The sequence below is a fragment of the Bacillus sp. FSL M8-0077 genome, from assembly GCF_038050255.1.
In the GTDB taxonomy this organism is placed as follows: Bacteria; Bacillota; Bacilli; order Bacillales; family Bacillaceae; genus Bacillus; species Bacillus altitudinis.
This window is the reverse complement of sequence record NZ_JBBPAF010000001.1, coordinates 677,401-696,868: the sequence shown is the minus strand read 5'-3', so window position 1 is coordinate 696,868 and position 19,468 is coordinate 677,401. Positions and strand designations below refer to the sequence as shown.

Annotated in this window: 17 protein-coding genes and 1 other annotated feature; of the genes, 4 read left to right on the top strand and 13 right to left on the bottom strand. The window is 37.7% G+C overall.

Features of this window, described 5'->3' with window-relative positions; translation table 11 throughout:
* Window positions 1-77 precede the first annotated feature (77 nt).
* Window positions 78-342, top strand: a binding site (T-box leader).
* Window positions 343-397: 55 nt separating this feature from the next.
* Genes NST57_RS03455 through NST57_RS03445 form a run of 3 tightly spaced genes read left to right on the top strand, consistent with a single transcriptional unit; the run spans window position 398 to window position 3,643 of the window.
* Window positions 398-2,059 (top strand): 2-isopropylmalate synthase, encoded by a 1,662-nt coding sequence (locus tag NST57_RS03455; RefSeq protein WP_341298043.1) that lies wholly within the window; start codon window positions 398-400, stop codon window positions 2,057-2,059.
* Entirely contained in the window at window positions 2,060-3,142 is a 1,083-nt protein-coding gene (locus NST57_RS03450; protein ID WP_341298042.1) for a helix-turn-helix domain-containing protein, read from the top strand.
* Window positions 3,143-3,157: 15 nt separating this feature from the next.
* Entirely contained in the window at window positions 3,158-3,643 is a 486-nt protein-coding gene (locus tag NST57_RS03445; RefSeq protein ID WP_142154224.1) for a YbaK/EbsC family protein, read from the top strand.
* A gap of 201 nt (window positions 3,644-3,844) precedes the next feature.
* Here NST57_RS03445 and NST57_RS03440 read toward each other — a convergent pair whose 3' ends face one another.
* From NST57_RS03440 to NST57_RS03405, 8 genes are all read right to left on the bottom strand, one after another.
* The gene (locus NST57_RS03440; protein WP_061418155.1) at window positions 3,845-5,968 is read right to left on the bottom strand and encodes an ArsR family transcriptional regulator; all 2,124 of its coding nucleotides are present in this window, start codon (window positions 5,966-5,968) and stop codon (window positions 3,845-3,847) included.
* A 124-nt stretch (window positions 5,969-6,092) separates the two neighbouring features.
* Window positions 6,093-7,349, bottom strand: coding sequence for a tyrosine-type recombinase/integrase (locus NST57_RS03435; RefSeq protein WP_061418152.1), 1,257 nt, complete (start codon window positions 7,347-7,349; stop codon window positions 6,093-6,095).
* Entirely contained in the window at window positions 7,349-7,552 is a 204-nt protein-coding gene (locus tag NST57_RS03430) for a DUF3173 domain-containing protein (RefSeq protein WP_056705756.1), read from the bottom strand. The genes NST57_RS03435 and NST57_RS03430 overlap by 1 nt, the downstream gene beginning before the upstream one ends.
* Before the next feature lie 20 nt (window positions 7,553-7,572).
* Window positions 7,573-8,601, bottom strand: a complete 1,029-nt coding sequence (locus tag NST57_RS03425) for a replication initiation factor domain-containing protein (RefSeq protein WP_061418148.1) — start codon at window positions 8,599-8,601, stop codon at window positions 7,573-7,575.
* Entirely contained in the window at window positions 8,582-9,085 is a 504-nt protein-coding gene (locus tag NST57_RS03420) for a hypothetical protein (protein ID WP_061418145.1), read from the bottom strand. Before NST57_RS03420 ends, NST57_RS03425 begins: the two co-directional genes overlap by 20 nt.
* A 299-nt stretch (window positions 9,086-9,384) precedes the next feature.
* The gene (locus NST57_RS03415; protein WP_231101354.1) at window positions 9,385-10,773 is read right to left on the bottom strand and encodes an FtsK/SpoIIIE domain-containing protein; all 1,389 of its coding nucleotides are present in this window, start codon (window positions 10,771-10,773) and stop codon (window positions 9,385-9,387) included.
* A 24-nt stretch (window positions 10,774-10,797) separates the two neighbouring features.
* Window positions 10,798-11,154, bottom strand: a complete 357-nt coding sequence (locus NST57_RS03410; protein ID WP_061418142.1) for a hypothetical protein — start codon at window positions 11,152-11,154, stop codon at window positions 10,798-10,800.
* A 57-nt stretch (window positions 11,155-11,211) separates the two neighbouring features.
* Window positions 11,212-11,532 carry a hypothetical protein gene (locus tag NST57_RS03405; protein ID WP_061418139.1) on the bottom strand — a complete coding sequence of 107 codons (321 nt, stop codon included), beginning with the start codon at window positions 11,530-11,532 and terminating at the stop codon, window positions 11,212-11,214.
* Window positions 11,533-11,733: 201 nt separating this feature from the next.
* Here NST57_RS03405 and NST57_RS03400 point away from each other — a divergent pair, with 201 nt between their 5' ends.
* Window positions 11,734-12,186: a hypothetical protein gene (locus NST57_RS03400; protein WP_116307536.1), complete on the top strand. Its 453-nt coding sequence runs from the start codon at window positions 11,734-11,736 to the stop codon at window positions 12,184-12,186.
* Window positions 12,187-12,356: 170 nt separating this feature from the next.
* Here NST57_RS03400 and guaA read toward each other — a convergent pair whose 3' ends face one another.
* From guaA to NST57_RS03375, 5 genes are all read right to left on the bottom strand, one after another.
* The gene (gene guaA / locus NST57_RS03395; protein WP_008344342.1) at window positions 12,357-13,898 is read right to left on the bottom strand and encodes a glutamine-hydrolyzing GMP synthase; all 1,542 of its coding nucleotides are present in this window, start codon (window positions 13,896-13,898) and stop codon (window positions 12,357-12,359) included.
* Between the two features lie 185 nt (window positions 13,899-14,083).
* A complete protein-coding gene (locus tag NST57_RS03390; RefSeq protein ID WP_341298041.1) occupies window positions 14,084-16,291 on the bottom strand; it encodes a transglutaminase TgpA family protein in 2,208 nt (735 codons plus the stop codon).
* Window positions 16,292-16,300: 9 nt separating this feature from the next.
* Window positions 16,301-17,491 carry a DUF58 domain-containing protein gene (locus tag NST57_RS03385; protein WP_341298040.1) on the bottom strand — a complete coding sequence of 397 codons (1,191 nt, stop codon included), beginning with the start codon at window positions 17,489-17,491 and terminating at the stop codon, window positions 16,301-16,303.
* The gene (locus NST57_RS03380) at window positions 17,488-18,450 is read right to left on the bottom strand and encodes an AAA family ATPase (RefSeq protein WP_142154220.1); all 963 of its coding nucleotides are present in this window, start codon (window positions 18,448-18,450) and stop codon (window positions 17,488-17,490) included. The genes NST57_RS03385 and NST57_RS03380 overlap by 4 nt, the downstream gene beginning before the upstream one ends.
* A 102-nt stretch (window positions 18,451-18,552) precedes the next feature.
* Window positions 18,553-19,452, bottom strand: coding sequence for a cation diffusion facilitator family transporter (locus tag NST57_RS03375; protein WP_142154218.1), 900 nt, complete (start codon window positions 19,450-19,452; stop codon window positions 18,553-18,555).
* Between the last annotated feature and the right edge of the window lie 16 nt (window positions 19,453-19,468).

Sequence of the window (19,468 nt, the reverse complement as noted above, 5' to 3'; positions counted from 1 at the left end):
AAAAATCAATTAAAAAAGATATCCCTACCACTATCACTTTTTTGTCATCTTGGTATAATAGAAAAAATCAGAAAAATTAGAATGCGATGATAAGGAATAGTACTTGCCGAAATGTTTTCAGAAAGTTGCTGGTTGATGAGAAGCAATAACATAAAGGTAGGGAACTCACCTTAGAGTAGCCTTAGTGAAATGAAAAGGATTGATGTAGTTAAGGTCGGCACCCCACCGTTATATGGGAAGGATATAAGATCAAACAATCTGTATCCGAATAAGGGCATGATAATGTAAAGTTATCATGAAACAGGGGTGGTACCGCGTAAGAAGAAGTCTTTCGTCTCCAAGTTCAATCATGGAGATGATAGGCTTTTTTTATTTCCAATTACAGGAGGAATCGATGATGTTTAACCACAAAAAATACGAAAAGAAATACTTTTTGCCACCGAACCTTACTTATGATTGGGTGAAGAAAGAAACATTAGAACGTGCTCCGATATGGTGCAGTGTGGACTTACGGGATGGTAATCAAGCATTACCTATTCCTATGAACTTAGAAGAGAAATTGGAAATGTTTCAGTTACTAGTAGAGATCGGTTTTAAAGAAATCGAAATCGCATTTCCAGCTGCTAATGATACGGAGTTTAGGCTATTACGGACACTGATTGATCATCATATGATTCCAGACGATGTCACGATTATGGTGATCACGCAAGCGAGAGAGCACATTATCCGTCGAACCTTCGAAGCCATTAAGGGGGTACCGAAAGCGATTGTTCATTTATATAATTCGACTTCAGAAGCGCAGCGCAGACAAGTATTTAAAAAATCAAAAGATGAAATTAAACAAATTGCCATTGATGGAGCTATTTTAGTAAAAGAACTGGCCGAAAAAACAGAAAGCGATATTTATTTTCAATATAGTCCTGAAAGCTTTCCAGGAACAGAAGTTGATTATGCATTAGATATTTGTAATAGTGTTTTAGATATTTGGAAACCGACACCACATCATAAAGCGATCATCAATATTCCGACAACAGTTGAATATTCAATGCCTCATATCTTTGCAAGTCAAATTGAGTATATACACAAAAATCTATCTTACCGAGACAGTGTGACATTATCTGTTCACCCTCATAATGACCGCGGGTCTGGGGTGAGTGATGCAGAATTTGGTGTGCTAGCTGGCGCCGAAAGAGTCGAAGGTACATTATTTGGTATCGGTGAACGTACAGGGAACGTAGACTTGATTACCTTGGCGATGAATATGTATTCACAAGGGTACGATCCAAAATTGAATTTCAATAACCTAGAAGCGATTCGTAAAAAATATGAAAAACTAACCAACATTACTGTTCATGAGAGACAGCCATATTCTGGGGAGATGGTTTTCACCGCATTCTCTGGTTCACATCAAGATGCGATATCTAAAGGGATGAAATATAGAAAAGAAAATAATATTGAAAAATGGGACGTTCCGTATATCCCAGTAGATCCAGTTGACTTGGGGAGGAATTATCAAACGGATGTGATTCGAATCAATAGCCAGTCTGGAAAAGGCGGCATAGGCTATATCCTAGAAACAAATTATGGCATTCAACTTCCTTATCAAATGAATGAAGCCATGGGATATGCAGCGAAGAAAGTATCTGATCAGACAAATAGGGAATTGTCTGTCGAAAAAATATATCATGTTTTTGAAAAGCAGTATGTTAATTTTCACCCTCATTTCCAGCTGCTTGATTATCAATTTCATAAAGGAGAGAAGCAGGAAGTCACCTTAACTTTGCTGAGAGATCATCAACAAATAGACATACAAGGAACTGGCACTGGAAGTTTAGATGCAATCAGTAATGCGTTAAAAGCACATTTTCACCTCGAGTATGATTTGGAAGTCTATGAACAGAATTCTTTGGGCAAGGATTCTCAAGCAACAGCCTGTGCTCAGATTGGTATTTCATATCAAGGAAAAATGCATTGGGGTGCTGGAATTGATAAAGATATTATAGAAGCAACAGTAAAGGCCTTGGTGGTTGCAGTAAATAAACTAGAGGTTTGGATGTAGATGGAAACAGATACACTTGAAAAACATGAAGCGATGCAATATTTAAGAGAATATAACGAACAAGAAATCTTTTATCAACAATACCAACAGAAAAAGCATGACAATCAATCATTGCAATTATTTTTGAAGGATTATGATCAAAACAATTTCATGCAAAAGCAAATATATATAGAAGAATTTTTGCTAAGAGGGCAGAACGAATTTGAAAAAGAGGATACCATGTGGTTAGGTCAGGAGAAAGATATCGAAGTGAGAAAGTATAGCCGTTTTATGCCTCAATTGTCGGCTATCCATGATTTCTTTGAGATGATCTATGTTCTGGAAAATGAGATGTATGTAGAAGTGGAAGATAAAAAAATGACTTTAAAATCAGGAGATATTGCCTTTATTCCACCTAACACAATACACAAGCCAATTGTAATGGAGAATACAATCGCAATCCAAATCATGATCCGTAAAAGTACTTTTCAAAAAGTGTTTTTTAAAATGTTAAAAGGAAATCATGTCATTTCAGAGTTCTTTTTGAATGCATTGTATATAAAAGAAAATAAACATATTCTTATTTTCCATAGTCACTTGGATAAACATTTACTAGACTGCTCTCTTCAACTTTTCACAGAAAATCACAATCGGTTTCCTGGATACCAGTTGATTATGAATAATCTGTTTGAGATATTATTATGTCTCTTATTAAGATTCAAACCAAATCATATGAACGTCATTCAGGTCAAACAATATAGTGATATACGTATGATTCAAATGCTTCAATATATTCAGCAATGTTGTGAGCATATAACACTCCAGAAGATGGCAGAGAAATTTAACCTTTCACAATCTTATCTGTCAAAATATATAGCTCGTAAACTTGGCAAATCGTTTAGTGAGATTCGACAAGAAATAAGACTGGAAAAAGCCTGCGAAATGATAACCAGCAGTAATTTACAAATAAATGATATTGCGACAGCCGTTGGTTATCAAAATGTAGAGCATTTCATTCGTTTATTTAAGAAAAAGTATCACCTAACACCATATCAATACCGTTTAAATAATAAAGTCGAGCAAACTTCAAATGAATACGAATAAAAAGGAGAAATCATCATGTCAATCAAGAAAGTAAAAGATTATTTTAAACAATATGAAATGGATACTCGAATTCAGGAATTTTCAGTATCTAGTGCAACCGTAGACTTGGCTGCTTCTGCATTGGGCTGCGAACCTGAAAGAATCGCAAAATCACTCTCCTTTCTAGTAAATGGACAGGCTATTTTAGTTGTGACCTCTGGTGATGCAAAGGTTGATAACAAAAAATTCAAGGAATATTTTAAAACAAAAGCGAAAATGCTGCCTCCTCATGAGGTCGTTGACTTGGTCGGTCATGAAATTGGCGGAGTATGTCCTTTTGCTATAAAGAATGGCGTTTCTGTTTATTTAGATATGTCACTCAAACGTTTTGAGACAGTCTATCCAGCCTGCGGGAGCAGTAACAGTGCTATTGAACTCACAATAAAACAATTAGAAAAACACTCCGGTTATACACAATGGATTGATGTGTGTAAAGGATGGAGTGATGAATTCACACAATAAAATGGAAGGAAAAAGTGCAATTAAACATAAAAAAGAGCTAGAAACCCTTGATACACAAAGGTTTCTAGCTCTATTATATCTATTCCCACTCAACAGTTGCTGGTATTCACTCTTCTAGTAAACAACAGCACTTCTTGAAAAAACCCTTTGTCTTGGTGGTGTGTTCGGTGGGAAATGCAATTATCTTATGCCTGCTCTTTTTCAATTGTCAAAATATAGTTTTTTTGCTCTTGTGGTAATCTCGTTTACTATTTTATCTTGATGCTCCCTTGTTTTTTCAATCAATCCTAAATCCTTAAGTTTACTCGTTCTTTTACCAACCAACTGATGGGTACTATCAATTAAATGAGATATTTCTCCAGCCCTCATTTTTCTTTCCTCAGTATATAATGTTGATAATATTTCTAATTCAATAGGATCTAGCATGATGTCTTTATCTAATTCAGTAAACTCTTCTTTAAAATTATCCGCAATATAAACAACCGAACATTCCCCAGTTGAACATTCTGGACATCTCCAATGGAACATTTCAAAACTATCCTTTTTTTCTAAAGGATAGCAAGTTCCACAATTATTACATTCAATGGTTTGATTACTTGAAAGGTAGTGATGAACAACCCGAGTGTAGTCAAAACAACGCTGGACGAAATAATTTCGATATTCCCTTCCTGAAGGATATCCCCAATTCATTCTCTCACTTTCAACTAAACCTAAAAATAGAGCATAGACTATAACCTGCTGTCCATTTTTATCCCTAGTATTTTTATATTTTGATAAAAAGAAATTTGATTCAAGTGAAGCAAAAAAATCATTAAATGTAGGTGTAACAATAAAATGACTTGTAGGAGGATTGGAAATATTAGAGAAATAATTCCCTCCAACCTCCCCGCTTAAAATCTTCTTACGAGTCTCCCTTGCTTCCTTTATTAGGGTATCGAGAAGAGCTTTTTGATTAAAACGATCTAACTTATTTTCAAAGGGTTCAAGTGCAAAACGGTTTAACTTATCAAAATATAAACTTACAGTATGCTCAAAATATTTCTGTGACGCTAACCTTATTGCTTGTAAATTAATTTTAGTTCCTTTAGAAACTCTATCCAAATAACATGCATGTAATAAATGTCCAATTATTCTCGGAACATTAAATGAAGCTTGGAAGAATAACTTATAATATTCATTCATATCGTTTGAAGAACAATCAAAGTAGTCTTCTATATTTACATTAAATGTTTTAAATCTGGTCTCTAATAACCGAGCAGTATAACTGATTGCAGATCGCTCCATTTCCTGAACTTCAGTTGATTCATATAGTTCAGAGAAATCTAAATTAATTGTATCTACCTTATTAGGATCAATTTTCCCAAAATAAACTCTACCTGGATAGCCTGCAATTTTTAATTTAATCATCTCATTACTAGAGTTATTAAGTGGGGATAAAATGACATCAACAAACAATCGCTGGTCTACAAAATTGAGTTCAGAAAAATCATCAAGAAAAATAACCATCTTAGATAACCCACATTCATTCAATAAGGTTTGGATTTCCGATATTATCTCATTAAAGGGAAATGACTTGTAGACCATATCTGAATATTCATTATAAATTTCATTGTCATCCAATGATTTATCAAAATCAGTTATTGTTGATTCTGCAGTTGCACCACCAGATGGTAACCCATTTTTATATTGAGCTTGAGCTGATGCTTTTGCATTTGTAGTTTGAGCATTCTCTTTCTGGGTCTTAGATCTTATTTGCGTTGTAATTCTTTGTAGTACTGGTAGTTCATGTGATTCCATTTTAGTGTTCTTTACCCTAGCCTGTATTTCCCCTAGACTTTTCGTTAATTCATCGTATTGTTTTTTCTTCCCACTCCAGCGTTCCCAAATTGACAAATTTTCGCAGGCATATTTTATTTCCTTAAGTAAATCTGAAATAACTTGTCCTAGCATCGACTTTCTTAAAATATGGGCTCTAAATGCACCTTCACTAATACCTTCTTTTTGAATTGCTTCATCTGATAATTGTTGATTAGGAATCATATCATAAAGAGATTTCACATCTAAATAGATAGTAATTATATTCCTCTTTTCTTTCATAGAAAGCTGTGCTTTTGAAAATACTGTGCTTTTCCCCGTTCCTTTTCTTCCCAGTAGAAAAGTTGTATTTCCTGACAATATTGAATTTAATACCGCATCTCCGGGAAGGGGATCCACGTATATTTTATTAACTGGATCGACACCAATTTCATCTTCAAAGTCTCTAAGTTCAGCTCTTCTATATTGCCTTAAAGATTCAGCGATTTGTTTAAATTTTATATGATCCACAAAAATTCCCCTTTATAGAAATATTTAGGTTTATTTATTTTATAATTCAAAACATCCGCTTCAATAATACAACATTCACATCAATATCATTATAACCTCGAAGAATTTGTTAGCCAAACTAATTTTATCCTCTTACATTACTTTTGTTTAATGCTTGATTTCCATTAAACTTGATTTTTGTTCTTTCAGCAGTTCTGATATCAATGTTCCCTGTCATTGCTTCAGTAATAATAGTATCAGCACCAACCCACATATGGGAATAATGTTTCAAAGTGATTTCCGGACTTGAATGACCCATACGTTGTGACAAAACAAGTACTGACACATTAAACTCATTTATAAGATACGAGGCATGTGAATGACGCAATCCTTTAGCTTGTATTTTTTTCACATCCGCAAGCTTTGCATAACGTGCAATAATTCGACCTATGGTTGACTTAATCATAGGCAGTCCGTCATAACTGAAAACAAAATCATTCTCTTTACCCAACCCTATTTTGCGCTGTCTGCTTCTCCATTCGCTTAAAATTGTTATTGTGTCATCATCAAGTGCAATTATTCTTTTACCATCTTCTGTTTTCGTATACGAATTTCTTCTCCAATCCTTTCTAGATTTCATAATAAGCATGTGATGAACTCGAAGACGCTTCTTTATTAAATCAATATCACTCCACTGTAAAGCCGTCCCTTCATTCACACGAATTCCTGTCATGTAATAAACCCATACCATTACGAAATTCAAATGTTCATAAAAATCTCCGATATAGATTTGACTTATCACTTTTTCAAATTCTTGTTTCATCCAATACGGAACTATTGCTTTTCCTTTTGGAATTGCCTTTATTTTTTTCGAGATATTGTATTCTAAATATTGCATTTCAACAGCTTTATCTAAACTTTTACGGAACGTTCCAAATACTAGACTTGCATATGATTGTGAATACCCCGCACCACCATTTTCTTTACTTGTTAATAACCATGTCCGAAAATGCTGTACGTCTTCTACTGAAATTGAACGAAGAGGGATAGAAGCAAATCTATCCCTGATCTTCTCCAATATTCTTTTTCGAACAGAGAATGTACTTTCCTCAACATTTGTTTGATAATAAGGTATGTACACACTATTCATAAATTGTTCGTAAGTCATTTTATAGTTAGAATAACTGTTAACCTTATGATACTCTCTTTTTAATCTAGTTAATTCTTTGTTTGCTTCAAATGCAGAAGCAAAAGGCTTGCCATTAACATCTTTTCTTCCCTTCTTACGTATTCGTTTTCCCGTAATTCGATCAATACCAAATTCCGATTGATAAAAGAAATTTCCTTTATCATCAACATATACACCAGGGTATTTCGTTGTTTGTTGCGTTTTATTTTTCATTAGGAGTTACTCATTTCTGCCAAAAGGGAAACTCCTAAAATTGATTCAACCACATCCCTCGGTACTCTCCCCAGCCTTTTGTTGTTATAATACGGACAACCTTTTTGTACCATGATTGCTTTTGCCTGCCTAATTAGCGAAATAGCTTGATATTTCTTATAGCCTAGTTTTATTAAATCATCTTTACAAATTGTTGTACCCATCACACATATCCCTTTCCACACTAATATTCATCCTCGCTTACAAGTTCTAAAACACGTTGCTCGATTAATGATTGATCAGACTCAGTGATTTTTCCTTTCCCTATATGTACTAACTCTTTCAAATATTCCTCAGCATATTTTTCACCGTATACTCGCCTAAATGATTCATAGATCATACTTATTGACTTTACAGTTGAATGTTCAACCCATTTTTTCTTTTTCTTTAAAGTTAACTTTTCACGCTGTACTTTCAAAGGTATTTCTTCAATACCTTCTATAAATTTTCCCCACCATTTCATTGTAGGAAGCCTATTTTTGTTATGTAACTCACTAACATTCTTAGGTTGCCTCTTGAAACAATAATGTGCTGATAGAACACCTTTAACTATAGCGTTCAATGGTTTCCCATTTGAGATTTGAAGAGCAACTAACATTGCTTTGTTTCCTGTCAACTCCAATTCCCATCTAACCCATTTTCCAACGTTCACAACTTCATCTGCATTATCTCGCCTTTCTTGTTTCTTATCATAAATTCGTAAAATTTGAGGAGATGATCCTACGTACAACGTAAATCCTGTTAGTTTCCCATCAAGAATCCTTCCACTATTTATTTCAACATATTTATGGCTTTTCGTACTCAACTGCCCTCGTTTCACATAATCCTGTAGCGTTTTTACAGATGGAGAAGCATTATCGAATATATCTAATGCCAAATCTATCCTTGATACCTTCCCTTGTATTCCTAAAATAAACGATACAAATTTGTACCAATGCCATCCATCAATTCTTGACATGTATTCCTCATACTGTCGACAAGCTTGTCCTGACATATCTACAAGAATGCTTCCATGATTTCCTGAAGAGTGGAGTTTTATATTCGCAAAGCTAATGCACCTATCGTATGTTGGATAAGGCGACCCCTTAATCTCTGAAGAAAATTCAGAAATAGGGATTCCTAAAATTTCATTAGCAACGATTGGAAATTCACTATTCGGAATTGAACAACGAAAGTAATCAATAAGACACTGATTACTTCGATTTAAGCTCATGTGCTTCACCAATAATATAACTATCAGCCTCAACTTTAAGCTCTGAATACTGCCATGTATCAATCATTGGCTTACCTTGCCCAACAAAGGCTTTCTTTTGAACCTTTTTAGGTTTCACTTTTAGTCCTGCAAAAGAAATCGGAATGAACTCACCATCTTCATAATCATCTAAAATAGGTAAGCTATCTTGTTTTTCAACTATTATAGTAATAGGAGAGCCAATCTCAGTACCGCCATTTTGTAAGACGAGTTCGATAAATGGACGATCATATACTTTAAATGTGACAGAATACTTTCCAGTTTCAACTAACTCTCCATTTAGATTTTTTTCTTTTTCAATACGAGTAGTAAAGCCGTCTTTCTGAATCAGCATGGCTGCAGGAATCTTAAACTGTTTAATATCAAAGTGGAAATCAGCTAAATCCACATTTTCCGAGTCATTTAACGAATGTAACTTAGACGATTTTAATATTAGTTTTCCCATTTTTACAGACACCTCTTTATCATTTTAGAAACCCCCAACTCTCGGGATTTCGCATAGCCTTCTAACCCATGAGCACCAAAGGTTTCGAGCATTTTAGTTGAGGGAGATTCACCAGTGTTACCCAACTGGTGCGACCCTATTTTTCGATTCATGTTGAGCAAAAATCGCTCAACTGGCCATCACTTTTTCTGAACGTTTTCGACCACTCCGTTCGGATGGCTCTGCCACCGCCTCAAACCTTCACAAAAATTGACGGTCAATATTGGCTATAGCTGTTTGACAAGAATAGCATTAAACACTTAATTTACTCTCTGAATCATTAGTTTTTCTATTTCTGCTATAAAATCAAAATCTTTGTCTATATACGGCGTTTCGAAATAAACTGGAGAAGTGTGTTTGCCATCTAGTTGTATGTAACCTCCACCTTTTTCTGTGACAGTCTTATATTCAACATTTTTCGTATCAAATATCATATTATAACCAATAGAATCCATGGCACCTAACCCAGCTTTAAACCCCATTTGTGCCCTTATATTTGTAGGTAGATCATCTGCCGATGGACGTTGCATAAGGATCTCGATCATTACTCCTGCTTGTCTACCTTTCATTACTAGAGTAAATACATAATCTAATGCTTCTTTAGCAATTTTCTTATCCACTGAATGCATAAAAGCTGAAAATTCATCAAATATCACAATAACGACAGGCAAATTGAAATCTCGATACGTTTTTCCGAAAGCTGATATATCATTAAAATACTCCGTATATCTTCGTTCCATCAATTCGACAGTTTCCCTAAGAATTCGACATATTTGGTTGGCATCAGTTGCAACTTTATTTTCAAATCCAGTAACAAATCTAAACAGACTCAAATCGGCTTTTTTAGGGTCTATAATTCGCAAATCAGCTTGCGGAGTTAACTTAAGATAATTAACAATTTTACCTAATATAAAGAATGATTTTCCCGATCCAGTGCCTCCTACAATAAGAGAATGGGGGACCTTATGAAGCTCATAAGATATGTTGCCCGTTATTTTGATTTCATCTGAATCATTTAAGCTAGTTACAGTAGAATTTAAATCTATACGTTCATCTTTATACTTTAAAAATACATATTCAGCATAATCTACTGACTTATTGGTAGAGTCTAGTTCCAAGCCTAAAGCAGCTTCTAAATTCTCTCCTAGTTTCGTTGCTTCTTTGGTAAACCTGTCACCATCACGTAAAATTCTTACGACCACATGCCTACTTGTTTCCCTATATTGGATACGGATTACTCTGACAATTCGCTTTTCCCTAACAACTTTATCGTTTTTAATAGATTCAAAGTATTCTTCGTCATATAATTTCAAAGTATCAATCATATAAGCTAAATTGTTCGCAATCCATGATTTAGGATTCTCAACAAAGTTAAAGTAGAGCCTTATACTTTTATAAATGGATACCGCCCAAAAAATGATGATGATTAGATTAACGAAACCATTAAAACTGACAGAGCGATACACCACAGGAATATTAATTATTAGTGGAGGAATAACATTAGACACCATTCCACAAAAAGCTGTCAGCACAAAAATGAACACTCCAAGGAGATATTTTAATAAATTAATTTTCCTGCGCGGAAAAACAACACGATGCCATTCACTCTGCCTTCTACTAAGGATATTCTTTAGTGCCTCTAGCTTCACGGATCACTAACGCCCTTTCAAGTTCTATTTTTTAATATTGACTCTATTCCCTATTAATTTAGAAAGCCTCACATGGATTAGCTTGCCAATTAAAATCAGGAGAATTACCGATATTAAACCGCCCCAAAAAATGTGGGAGAATTCAAAACTGTAATTCTTAAACCCTTGACCCATGGAATCAAACTCTATCCAACCGTATTTTACTACTGATTCATAAATCTCGCGGGAATCCGATACACCGGAAGGTAATACATATGCTCTACCAAAATCCGTAACATCAGATAGCCACATACCTAGTAGTAAATATGAAATAATTAACGGCAAAAGAATCACTAAAGATTCAAGAAAAAACTCTTTTACCACTTCGATTTTATTTTCCATTTTATCCCCCAAAAATTTTTCAATAGAGAGCAACCACTTAGCTACTCTCTATTTGATTTACCGATACTCGATAAGATAATTGTTAAATACAATTCTCTTATGATTGACAATATCGTCTATCAATAAAGCATCTGTTTTGTAATGATTATGATTATTCGAGTATTCGAGCACTGTTAATACTTCTCTTGCATATTTAGAGTGAACCCCAGCATTGAAAATTTCCTCTAACTTTTTTCTAGCTGTTTCTTCAAGGTCATAATGAGGAACATTTTTTACTCCTCTAATTTTCTTTTCTTGACTATGGACCTTGCGAATCGTTCTTGCTGAATACTCTCCCTTTAGAAGCTTGTCCAATATATCTTCAAACTCCGAATTCATCCTTTCACCCCCATTTTCATTAATTAAATAGCAAAACACATGTGTACACAACATATATAGTGTTATTTGATACTATAACATTTTAATGTTATTAAATCAATTCAAAAAAATTAAATATATCACATACACACGTGTATACAATAATTATTTGTATAATAACCTTAGTGAATGTTAGAATATATTAGGATAGGGGGGCTAGAAGTGGAAAGTAGACATGATAAATTTAGAAGAATAGCAGAAAATCGTCTTTCAAGAGTATTTTCAACAATGTCATTAATAGAGAATTTAGCCAATAAGCGATATTATGATTACACCATTGAAGAAGTAAATGAAATGTTTGAAGCTTATGAAGAAAAAGGAATTGAGATAAGGTCATTTTTTGAAGCTTCTGCAGAGAAAAAAGTGTTAACAAAAACTTTTACTTTTAGAACAGATAAAATTAATAATGAAAAAAATGATAAGTTTAGAGAAATAGCACAGACTCGTCTTTCCAAGGTATTTGCAGATATGAATTTAATTGCAAATCTCTCTAATAAAAGTAACTATACTTACCATGAACAAGAAATAGAGGAACTGTTTAAAGCTTATGAAGAAAAAGGTATAGCGACTAAAGGTCGTTTTGTAGTTAAAAATGAATTTAAGTTTAGTTCATAGCGTGATTTACAATTCAAGAATATTATTTCCTTAACAATAAAAAAACCTCCCAAGAATTTCTTGGGGGGTTTTTTGGTGGGGAACTATTTATTTTAAGGTTGTTCTCAACCTTTATCAGTATACAAAAAAGTCAATAAATAGGCTTTTACAGACCAACTTATTTATATGTCTTATTCCCACTCAATCGTAGCAGGCGGCTTACTCGTAATATCATACACCACGCGGTTAATATGCTTCACTTCATTCACGATACGAGTCGAGATCTTCTCAAGCACATCCCAAGGGATTCTTGCCCAGTCACTCGTCATACCGTCAATAGATGTAACAGCACGGATACCGATTGTGTAGTCGTATGTTCTTGCGTCGCCCATGACACCTACGCTGCGGATGTCTGGGAGGACTGTGAAGTATTGCCAGATGTCGCGCTCAAGGCCGAAGTTGGCAATTTCTTCTCGTAAAATCGCATCAGATTCACGGACGATTTCTAGTTTTTCTTCAGAAATTTCACCTAGTACACGGATTCCTAGTCCTGGACCTGGGAATGGCTGTCTCCACACGATGTCGTCAGGAATACCTAGCTCTGAACCTAGAGCACGGACTTCATCCTTGAATAGCGTATTGAGTGGCTCAATCAATTCGAACTGCATGTCTTCTGGAAGACCGCCTACGTTGTGGTGAGATTTGATTGTTTGTGCCGTTGCTGTCCCGCTCTCAATGATGTCAGTGTAAAGAGTTCCTTGTGCTAAGTAGTCGATTCCTTTTAGCTTGTCCGCCTCGTCATCGAATACATAGATGAATTCGTTACCGATGATTTTACGTTTTTGCTCAGGATCAGACACACCTTTTAGCTTGTTTAAGAAGCGATCTTTCGCATCTACTTTAATCACGTTCATGTTGAAACCTTCGCTAAATGTTTTCATTACCCCTTCAGCTTCGCCTTTACGAAGAAGACCGTGGTCAACGAAAATACATGTCAGCTGATCGCCGATGGCTTTGTGGATCAATACCGCCACAACAGATGAATCTACACCGCCGCTTAGTGCGCACAATACTTGTTTGTCGCCTACTGTTTGACGGATTTTCTGCATTTCGATTTCAATGAAGTTCTCCATTGACCATTTGCCATCGCAGTCACATACGCCGAAGACAAAGTTCTTCAATAGATCATTTCCGTACTCAGAGTGACGTACCTCTGGGTGGAACTGAACGCCATAGAAATTCTTCTCAGCTAAGCTCATCGCTGAGTTTGGACAATGTGCACTTGTTGCATCAACTGTAAAGCCTTCTGGTACTTCAACGACAAGGTCACCATGGCTCATCCAAACGACTTGATCCGTTGGAAGGTCTTTGAATAAAGCAGGTGTTCCGTTAATATGGATGTCTGCTTTTCCATATTCACGTTGGCTTGCCGCTTCTACTTTCCCGCCTAAATAGTGAGTCATTAGCTGCATACCGTAGCAAATGCCTAGAACTGGAATGCCTAGATCAAAAATCTTTTCGTCACAACGGAAAGATCCTTCATCATATACACTGTTTGGTCCACCAGAAAGGATGATTCCTTTCGGCGCCATTTCTTTAATTTCTTCAGCAGTTAAAGTGTGCGGATGAAGCTCACTGTACACACCAAATTCACGAATACGGCGAGTGATCAATTGATTGTACTGACTACCGAAATCGAGAACCAAAATCATTTCATTTACTAAATTTGTCATGGTGTCACCTCTATGTCCAATATAGTTTTTATAAACGCACAGAAAAAATGAGAGGAGAAAACCTGCTCTCAGTGTAAATCACGCTTTTGAAGCGCCCAGACTCACATCCGAACGCTTCAATTTCATGTATTTTAGAAGGTTTTAATATTCACCTATTCTAACAACAGGAAGGTACGGGGTCAAGACTATCTCCTGTTTATTAAATTTTCCCATAACTTCACCGACTGCCGCCAAAGCGCCGACGCATCTTCTCGCCTGTAGAGCGCCCGCTCATAGAGCTGCGTCAGCTCAGACATGTGATGATCTCCTTCCTTGCCATCGATCAAAGAAGCAAATTCTCTTAGCGTCATACCTGGCTTTTTCTCGATCCCTCTGCGCCTTAGCTGCTTTAATAGAGCAGCATACGCATAGAAAAAGGCTTCCTCATCTGGCAGACGTTTTACCTTTCTCACAATAAAGATTGGCAGCCATCTTGCTCTGAACCGGTAAAGCATCCAGCCTATGAAGCCAAGAAGGACAATCGCACCTGCTGCGTAGCCCAAGATTGAACCAACATGAACCATACTTGGCTTTGCTTTAGCTGCTTGTTCCTCTTGTTTTGCCGCCTGTTCTGGCTCTTGTTGCTGCGGCTGCTGTGTCTGCTCGTTTTCTTGTTCATCAGACGCAGGCTGATCTTTTTCATCCTGTTGATCATCCGTTTGGTCGTTGTTAGCCGTGGTTTCATTCATAAATGTCTCTGGGTTCGTAAACCCTTTTGTCGGTTCAAAGGTCACCCAGCCCCGATTTGGAAAATAAACCTCTACCCATGAATGCGCATTGTTATTGGTCACTTCATACACATTGTTTCCATCCATTTGTGTTTCATATAACTGACCAGACGTATATCCTTTCACCCATCTCGCCGGAATTCCAATCGAGCGAAGCATGACAATCATCGAGGTTGAAAAGTTATCACAATATCCAATCATCGTATCAAATAAAAACTGATCCACGTAGTCTTCGTTACGTCCAGGCACAGCGACATTTTGGGTTTCATATGAAAACTTCGCAGATCCCAAATAATCCTCAATCGCTTTTGCTTTATCATACATATTATCCTTCGTTTCCGTTAAGCTGTTCGCCAATGTTTTCACACGCTCTGGCAGCGAGGATGGGAGCTGCAAGTATTCACGTCCGACCTGCTGATTCACTTGCTTCTTGGTCGGCACTTTGATTCGCTGTAAATCCTCTAGGATAAATGTAGGTGATAAGAAGCTGACTCGATAGTTCCCTAAATTTTCAGGCGGGTTTTGAGTAGACGGCACAATCTTCTCCGTTTTGCCCATCATTTGCAGTGGAATGTTTTCCATTGGCGTCAGCATAACCGTACCGATCGGATAAACAGCATGATTAAATCGATAATCTGATTCCATATCGACTCTCGTTTCATGCTCCTCTGTTTTCACGCGATTAGTAAACCACCGGTTCGGCACATCATTCCCTTTTAACCGAGTAGGTTTCGTATCATTTGAAGCATCCTCCCAGCCTTTCCCCGTGTAAATACTTTTTGTTTCTACACGAAAATAAGACGGCTCTTTTCCGCTCCATTTAAATACCGGTGTACGGTCCTCACTAAACGGTCCCCCAAGCGACGAATCATCCGCACTATATCCCACCTTATTCTGCCCGGCAGAACCATCTTGATTCGTGACCGCTTTAAAAAACGGGACTGGGTCAGGCCATTTCGGATCAGATTTTGGCAAAGAAGCACCGAGTGATGCTGATACAAGAACAAGCGCCAGCATGGGTAAGAACCAATTGAGACGCGCTTTCTGTGACACCCGCACACCTTCAGCCGAACGAAGCCGGTCAAAATAGAGCAGGCCAAGCAAACAAAAGCCAAATACCATAATTCGAACGATCGCAAAAGTCGCATCATAAGGCGTAAACGTATCAAGAATCGTGACATATACAATCGTCATCAGTAAAAAGAAAAAGATACGCTGCTGATACACAACCCAATAATGAAGTAAATAAACAAGTAGCCAAAGCAAAATATAAAACAACAATGTGCGAAAAGACGGATACATGTCACTCCACATGCCCATGCTCATCAAAGAAATATTATCTTTAATATCAGCAAACAGCGCAGGCAGATAACTTGGCTCTGATTGATAAAAAATCAAATATAATGCGAGCAAAATCAATCCAGCACAAATAGGAAACGTCACATACCACTTCAATCGAAAGAACGTAAACAAACACGTAAGCCCTATAAAAATGATGAAATAAGACGTATGACTCGTCTCTGTAAAATCTTGAAGCGGACGAAGCCACTCCCAAAGTAGCAGAAATGCGACAGCATAATAGATGAACAACTCAAAACGACTTTGCCGCTGATGCATATGCAGCATAAATGTTTGTCACCTCACAGTTCTTTCGTGCAGCCGGTCCTCAAATAAAAGGGTCGTGTGTATCCCAGAAGCTTTAAGCCGGTCCACAAGCTGTTTTTCTTTTGCCGTCAATCGATCAACGGCTCTCTTCACTAAAAGAACGGTGATGTTCTTTCTGTTTCGATTCCCAAGTAAAATGGCAGCAAGCTCTTCTTGCAGATGACCTGTCACCACATACTTTCCTGTCTGCTGGTGCTCACTCGCTGTTAATGATTGATAATCAGGTGAACGAGAAGGCTGATACTGCACCTTTGTTAAATAGTAGAGCATATCCTGTAAGTGCCACTCTCCTTGATCCACTCGAAATAAGTGCTGATCGCCAAGCGGGACAAGGCCTACCGGCACCCCTTTTTTCACAGCCGTTTGCAGAACCGATGCGGCCATAGACACAATCGTTTCAAAAGCGGCTTCATCTGTAAAATCAGCAAACACCACAAGATCTTTTGTCTGATTCTGTTCAAACTCTTTCGTCATAAGCTGACCTCTTCTAGCTGTTGTCTTCCAGTCCACCCAAGCGAAACGGTCTCCTTGCTGGTATTCACGCACACCTGTCGTCACATTTGTCGGTTCATTTAACCAAGAGTGCACCGCTTTGCCCCCATTTTCATTTACCGATGCAGCAGATTCAACCGGAATATCCAACATTTTCGGATACACAAGCAGTTTTTTCTCTAATGGAAGAATCACTTCTTTTTCAACAAACCCAAACATGTCACCGGTTTTAATTCTAACCGCCGTCAATTGATGCTCTCCCCGCACGATATCATTTAATTGATAAGAAAATCGCCACGTTTTCCGAAACCACGGAAAGACCATTCGTTTCATTTCAATCTGTTCCTGTAAATGAAAGGTATCCGGCGGATCATCCTCAAGTATGACATACACATACGGAAATAAATTCGTCCGCTTGATTTCAAGGTCAACAGACAGCACATCCCCTGCCTTTAACCGGGTATGCTGTAATGTCCTTTTGGCTGTTGCACGAAGTGGAACAAGGGCAAACAACAAAGCATACAAAGCATATGGTGAAAATGCATAGAAAAGGAACCAGCTCACAAAGCCGCCCTGAAACATGGCATAGCAAAAGGCTGTTGCCGTGAGGAGAAGGAGCATAAACACCCGTAACCATAGTGAAAAAGCGAAACGGTCACGTGACTTCATTGAGTCATCGACTTTTGAACTGGTACGCCAATTTGCTCAATCATTTGTCGCAGCAGTGTCTCCGCCTTCTTCCCTTCATACGTTGCTTCTGATGTCAAAATCATGCGATGCGGCAATGTGTAAGGCGCCAAATACTGTACATCATCAGGAATCACATAATCCCGCCTGTTCAGCAGCGCATACGCCTGAGCCGCTTTCATCAATGCAATCGAACCCCTTGGGCTCACGCCTAAATAGACAGACGGATGATTCCGCGTCACTTGGGCGATTTCGACAATATATTCTTTAATCGATGCATCCACATGTACGGTCTGAACCGCTTGCTGCAAAGCACGGATATGATCTTTTGTCATGACTGCCTGAAGCGTGTCAATTGGCGATTGCTTCTCCTGCAAATTCAGCACCTCAAGCTCCTCCAGCATGGTTGGATACCCCATCTGCAGCTTAAATAAGAAACGGTCCATTTGCGCTTCAGGAAGTGGATAGGTCCCTTCATATTCCACTGGATTTTGTGTAGCCATCACAAAGAAAGGATCTGCTAGCGGCATCGTTTCTCCGTCCACTGTGACACTGCCTTCTTCCATCGCTTCAAGAAGGGCTGACTGTGTTTTAGGAGAGGTTCGGTTGATTTCATCAGCCAAAATAATCTGCCCCATAATCGGTCCTTGTCTAAATTCAAACTCGTTTGTCTTTTTATTATAAATCGACACACCTGTTACATCTGAAGGCAAAAGGTCAGGCGTAAATTGGATTCGCTTAAACTCACACCCAATGGATTTTGCCAGAGCACGAACCATCATGGTCTTCCCAACGCCAGGCACATCCTCTAATAGCACATGCCCCTTCGCCAAAATTGCAACAAGGCTTAATATCGCAATATCTTTTTTCCCCACCATCACTTTATTGATGTTATCTACGATTTTTTGTAAATCTGAATGCATCGGTTCATCAAATGCCATCCTGATCCTCCTATCACGTTTCCGTCAATTTTCATATAGTCTAACTTTACCATACAACGCGCATTTGCATGAAACATCAACACGTAGAAAAAAGAAGCCTTCTCACGATGGAAAAGACTTCTGCTCCTCTTTAGGCTCACTTGCTGGTTCCATATGAACATGAGAGTGTAGAATATCATGTTCCTTTTTCATTCTGCGTTCAATTTCATCTGCAATATCATGGCTTTCTGCAATGTTTAAATGCGGTTCTACTTCAACGACCACATCCACATGGACGGTGCTTCCAAGATAACGAGCTTTAATGTCTTTCAAATCGCCCACTCCTGGTGTCGCTTCAATCGTCTCTTTATATTTAGACATATCTTTTATATGAAAACCATCCGTTAACGAATGAGACGCATCTCTGAAAATCTCCCACGCCGTTTTACAGATAATTAAGCCAATCACAAACGCAGCAAGCGTATCAACCCATGCCAGCTGAAATTGAGAGGCGATAATTCCGACAAACGTACCGATACTCACATAAGCATCTGATTTATTATCAGCCGCTGCCGCATATAGCGCCTGGCTATTAATTCGTTTAGACAGTTTACGGTTATACATATACACGCCATACATCACAACAGCACTTCCTGCTGCCGTCCAAGCTGCAATCATATCAGGCGTTTGATGCTCTGATGAGAAAAGCGACTGGCCTGCACTCAGCAAAACCTGAAGCCCGACAAGCATCATAATAAAGGAAGCCACAAGTGACGCAATATTTTCAGCTCTAAAATGACCGTATGGATGATCCTCATCAGGTGGCTTCTGAGAAATACGCAGCCCAATTAATACGGCAAGCGAGGCAATGATATCTGTCGTATTATTCAAGCCATCTGCGGAAAGGGCTTCTGAATGAAACACATACCCAATGATTAATTTGACAGCAGATAAGATCACATAGGCTATGATGCTGACCCAAGCACCTGTTTCACCTTGTCTTAATTCGTTGTAGCGCTCCATACCGAACAGCGCCTCC

Excerpts from the sequence above, each read along its gene's own strand:
- NST57_RS03455 (WP_341298043.1), top strand. The coding sequence starts at position 398 with ATGTTTAACCACAAAAAATACGAAAAGAAATACTTTTTGCCACCGAAC.
- NST57_RS03450 (WP_341298042.1), top strand. The coding sequence starts at position 2,060 with ATGGAAACAGATACACTTGAAAAACATGAAGCGATGCAATATTTAAGA.
- NST57_RS03445 (WP_142154224.1), top strand. The coding sequence starts at position 3,158 with ATGTCAATCAAGAAAGTAAAAGATTATTTTAAACAATATGAAATGGAT.
- NST57_RS03435 (WP_061418152.1), bottom strand. The coding sequence starts at position 7,349 with ATGAAAAATAAAACGCAACAAACAACGAAATACCCTGGTGTATATGTT.
- NST57_RS03430 (WP_056705756.1), bottom strand. The coding sequence starts at position 7,552 with ATGGGTACAACAATTTGTAAAGATGATTTAATAAAACTAGGCTATAAG.
- NST57_RS03425 (WP_061418148.1), bottom strand. The coding sequence starts at position 8,601 with ATGAGCTTAAATCGAAGTAATCAGTGTCTTATTGATTACTTTCGTTGT.
- NST57_RS03420 (WP_061418145.1), bottom strand. The coding sequence starts at position 9,085 with ATGGGAAAACTAATATTAAAATCGTCTAAGTTACATTCGTTAAATGAC.
- NST57_RS03410 (WP_061418142.1), bottom strand. The coding sequence starts at position 11,154 with ATGGAAAATAAAATCGAAGTGGTAAAAGAGTTTTTTCTTGAATCTTTA.
- NST57_RS03405 (WP_061418139.1), bottom strand. The coding sequence starts at position 11,532 with ATGAATTCGGAGTTTGAAGATATATTGGACAAGCTTCTAAAGGGAGAG.
- guaA (WP_008344342.1), bottom strand. The coding sequence starts at position 13,898 with ATGACAAATTTAGTAAATGAAATGATTTTGGTTCTCGATTTCGGTAGT.
- NST57_RS03390 (WP_341298041.1), bottom strand. The coding sequence starts at position 16,291 with ATGCTGCATATGCATCAGCGGCAAAGTCGTTTTGAGTTGTTCATCTAT.
- NST57_RS03385 (WP_341298040.1), bottom strand. The coding sequence starts at position 17,491 with ATGAAGTCACGTGACCGTTTCGCTTTTTCACTATGGTTACGGGTGTTT.
- NST57_RS03380 (WP_142154220.1), bottom strand. The coding sequence starts at position 18,450 with ATGGCATTTGATGAACCGATGCATTCAGATTTACAAAAAATCGTAGAT.
- NST57_RS03375 (WP_142154218.1), bottom strand. The coding sequence starts at position 19,452 with ATGGAGCGCTACAACGAATTAAGACAAGGTGAAACAGGTGCTTGGGTC.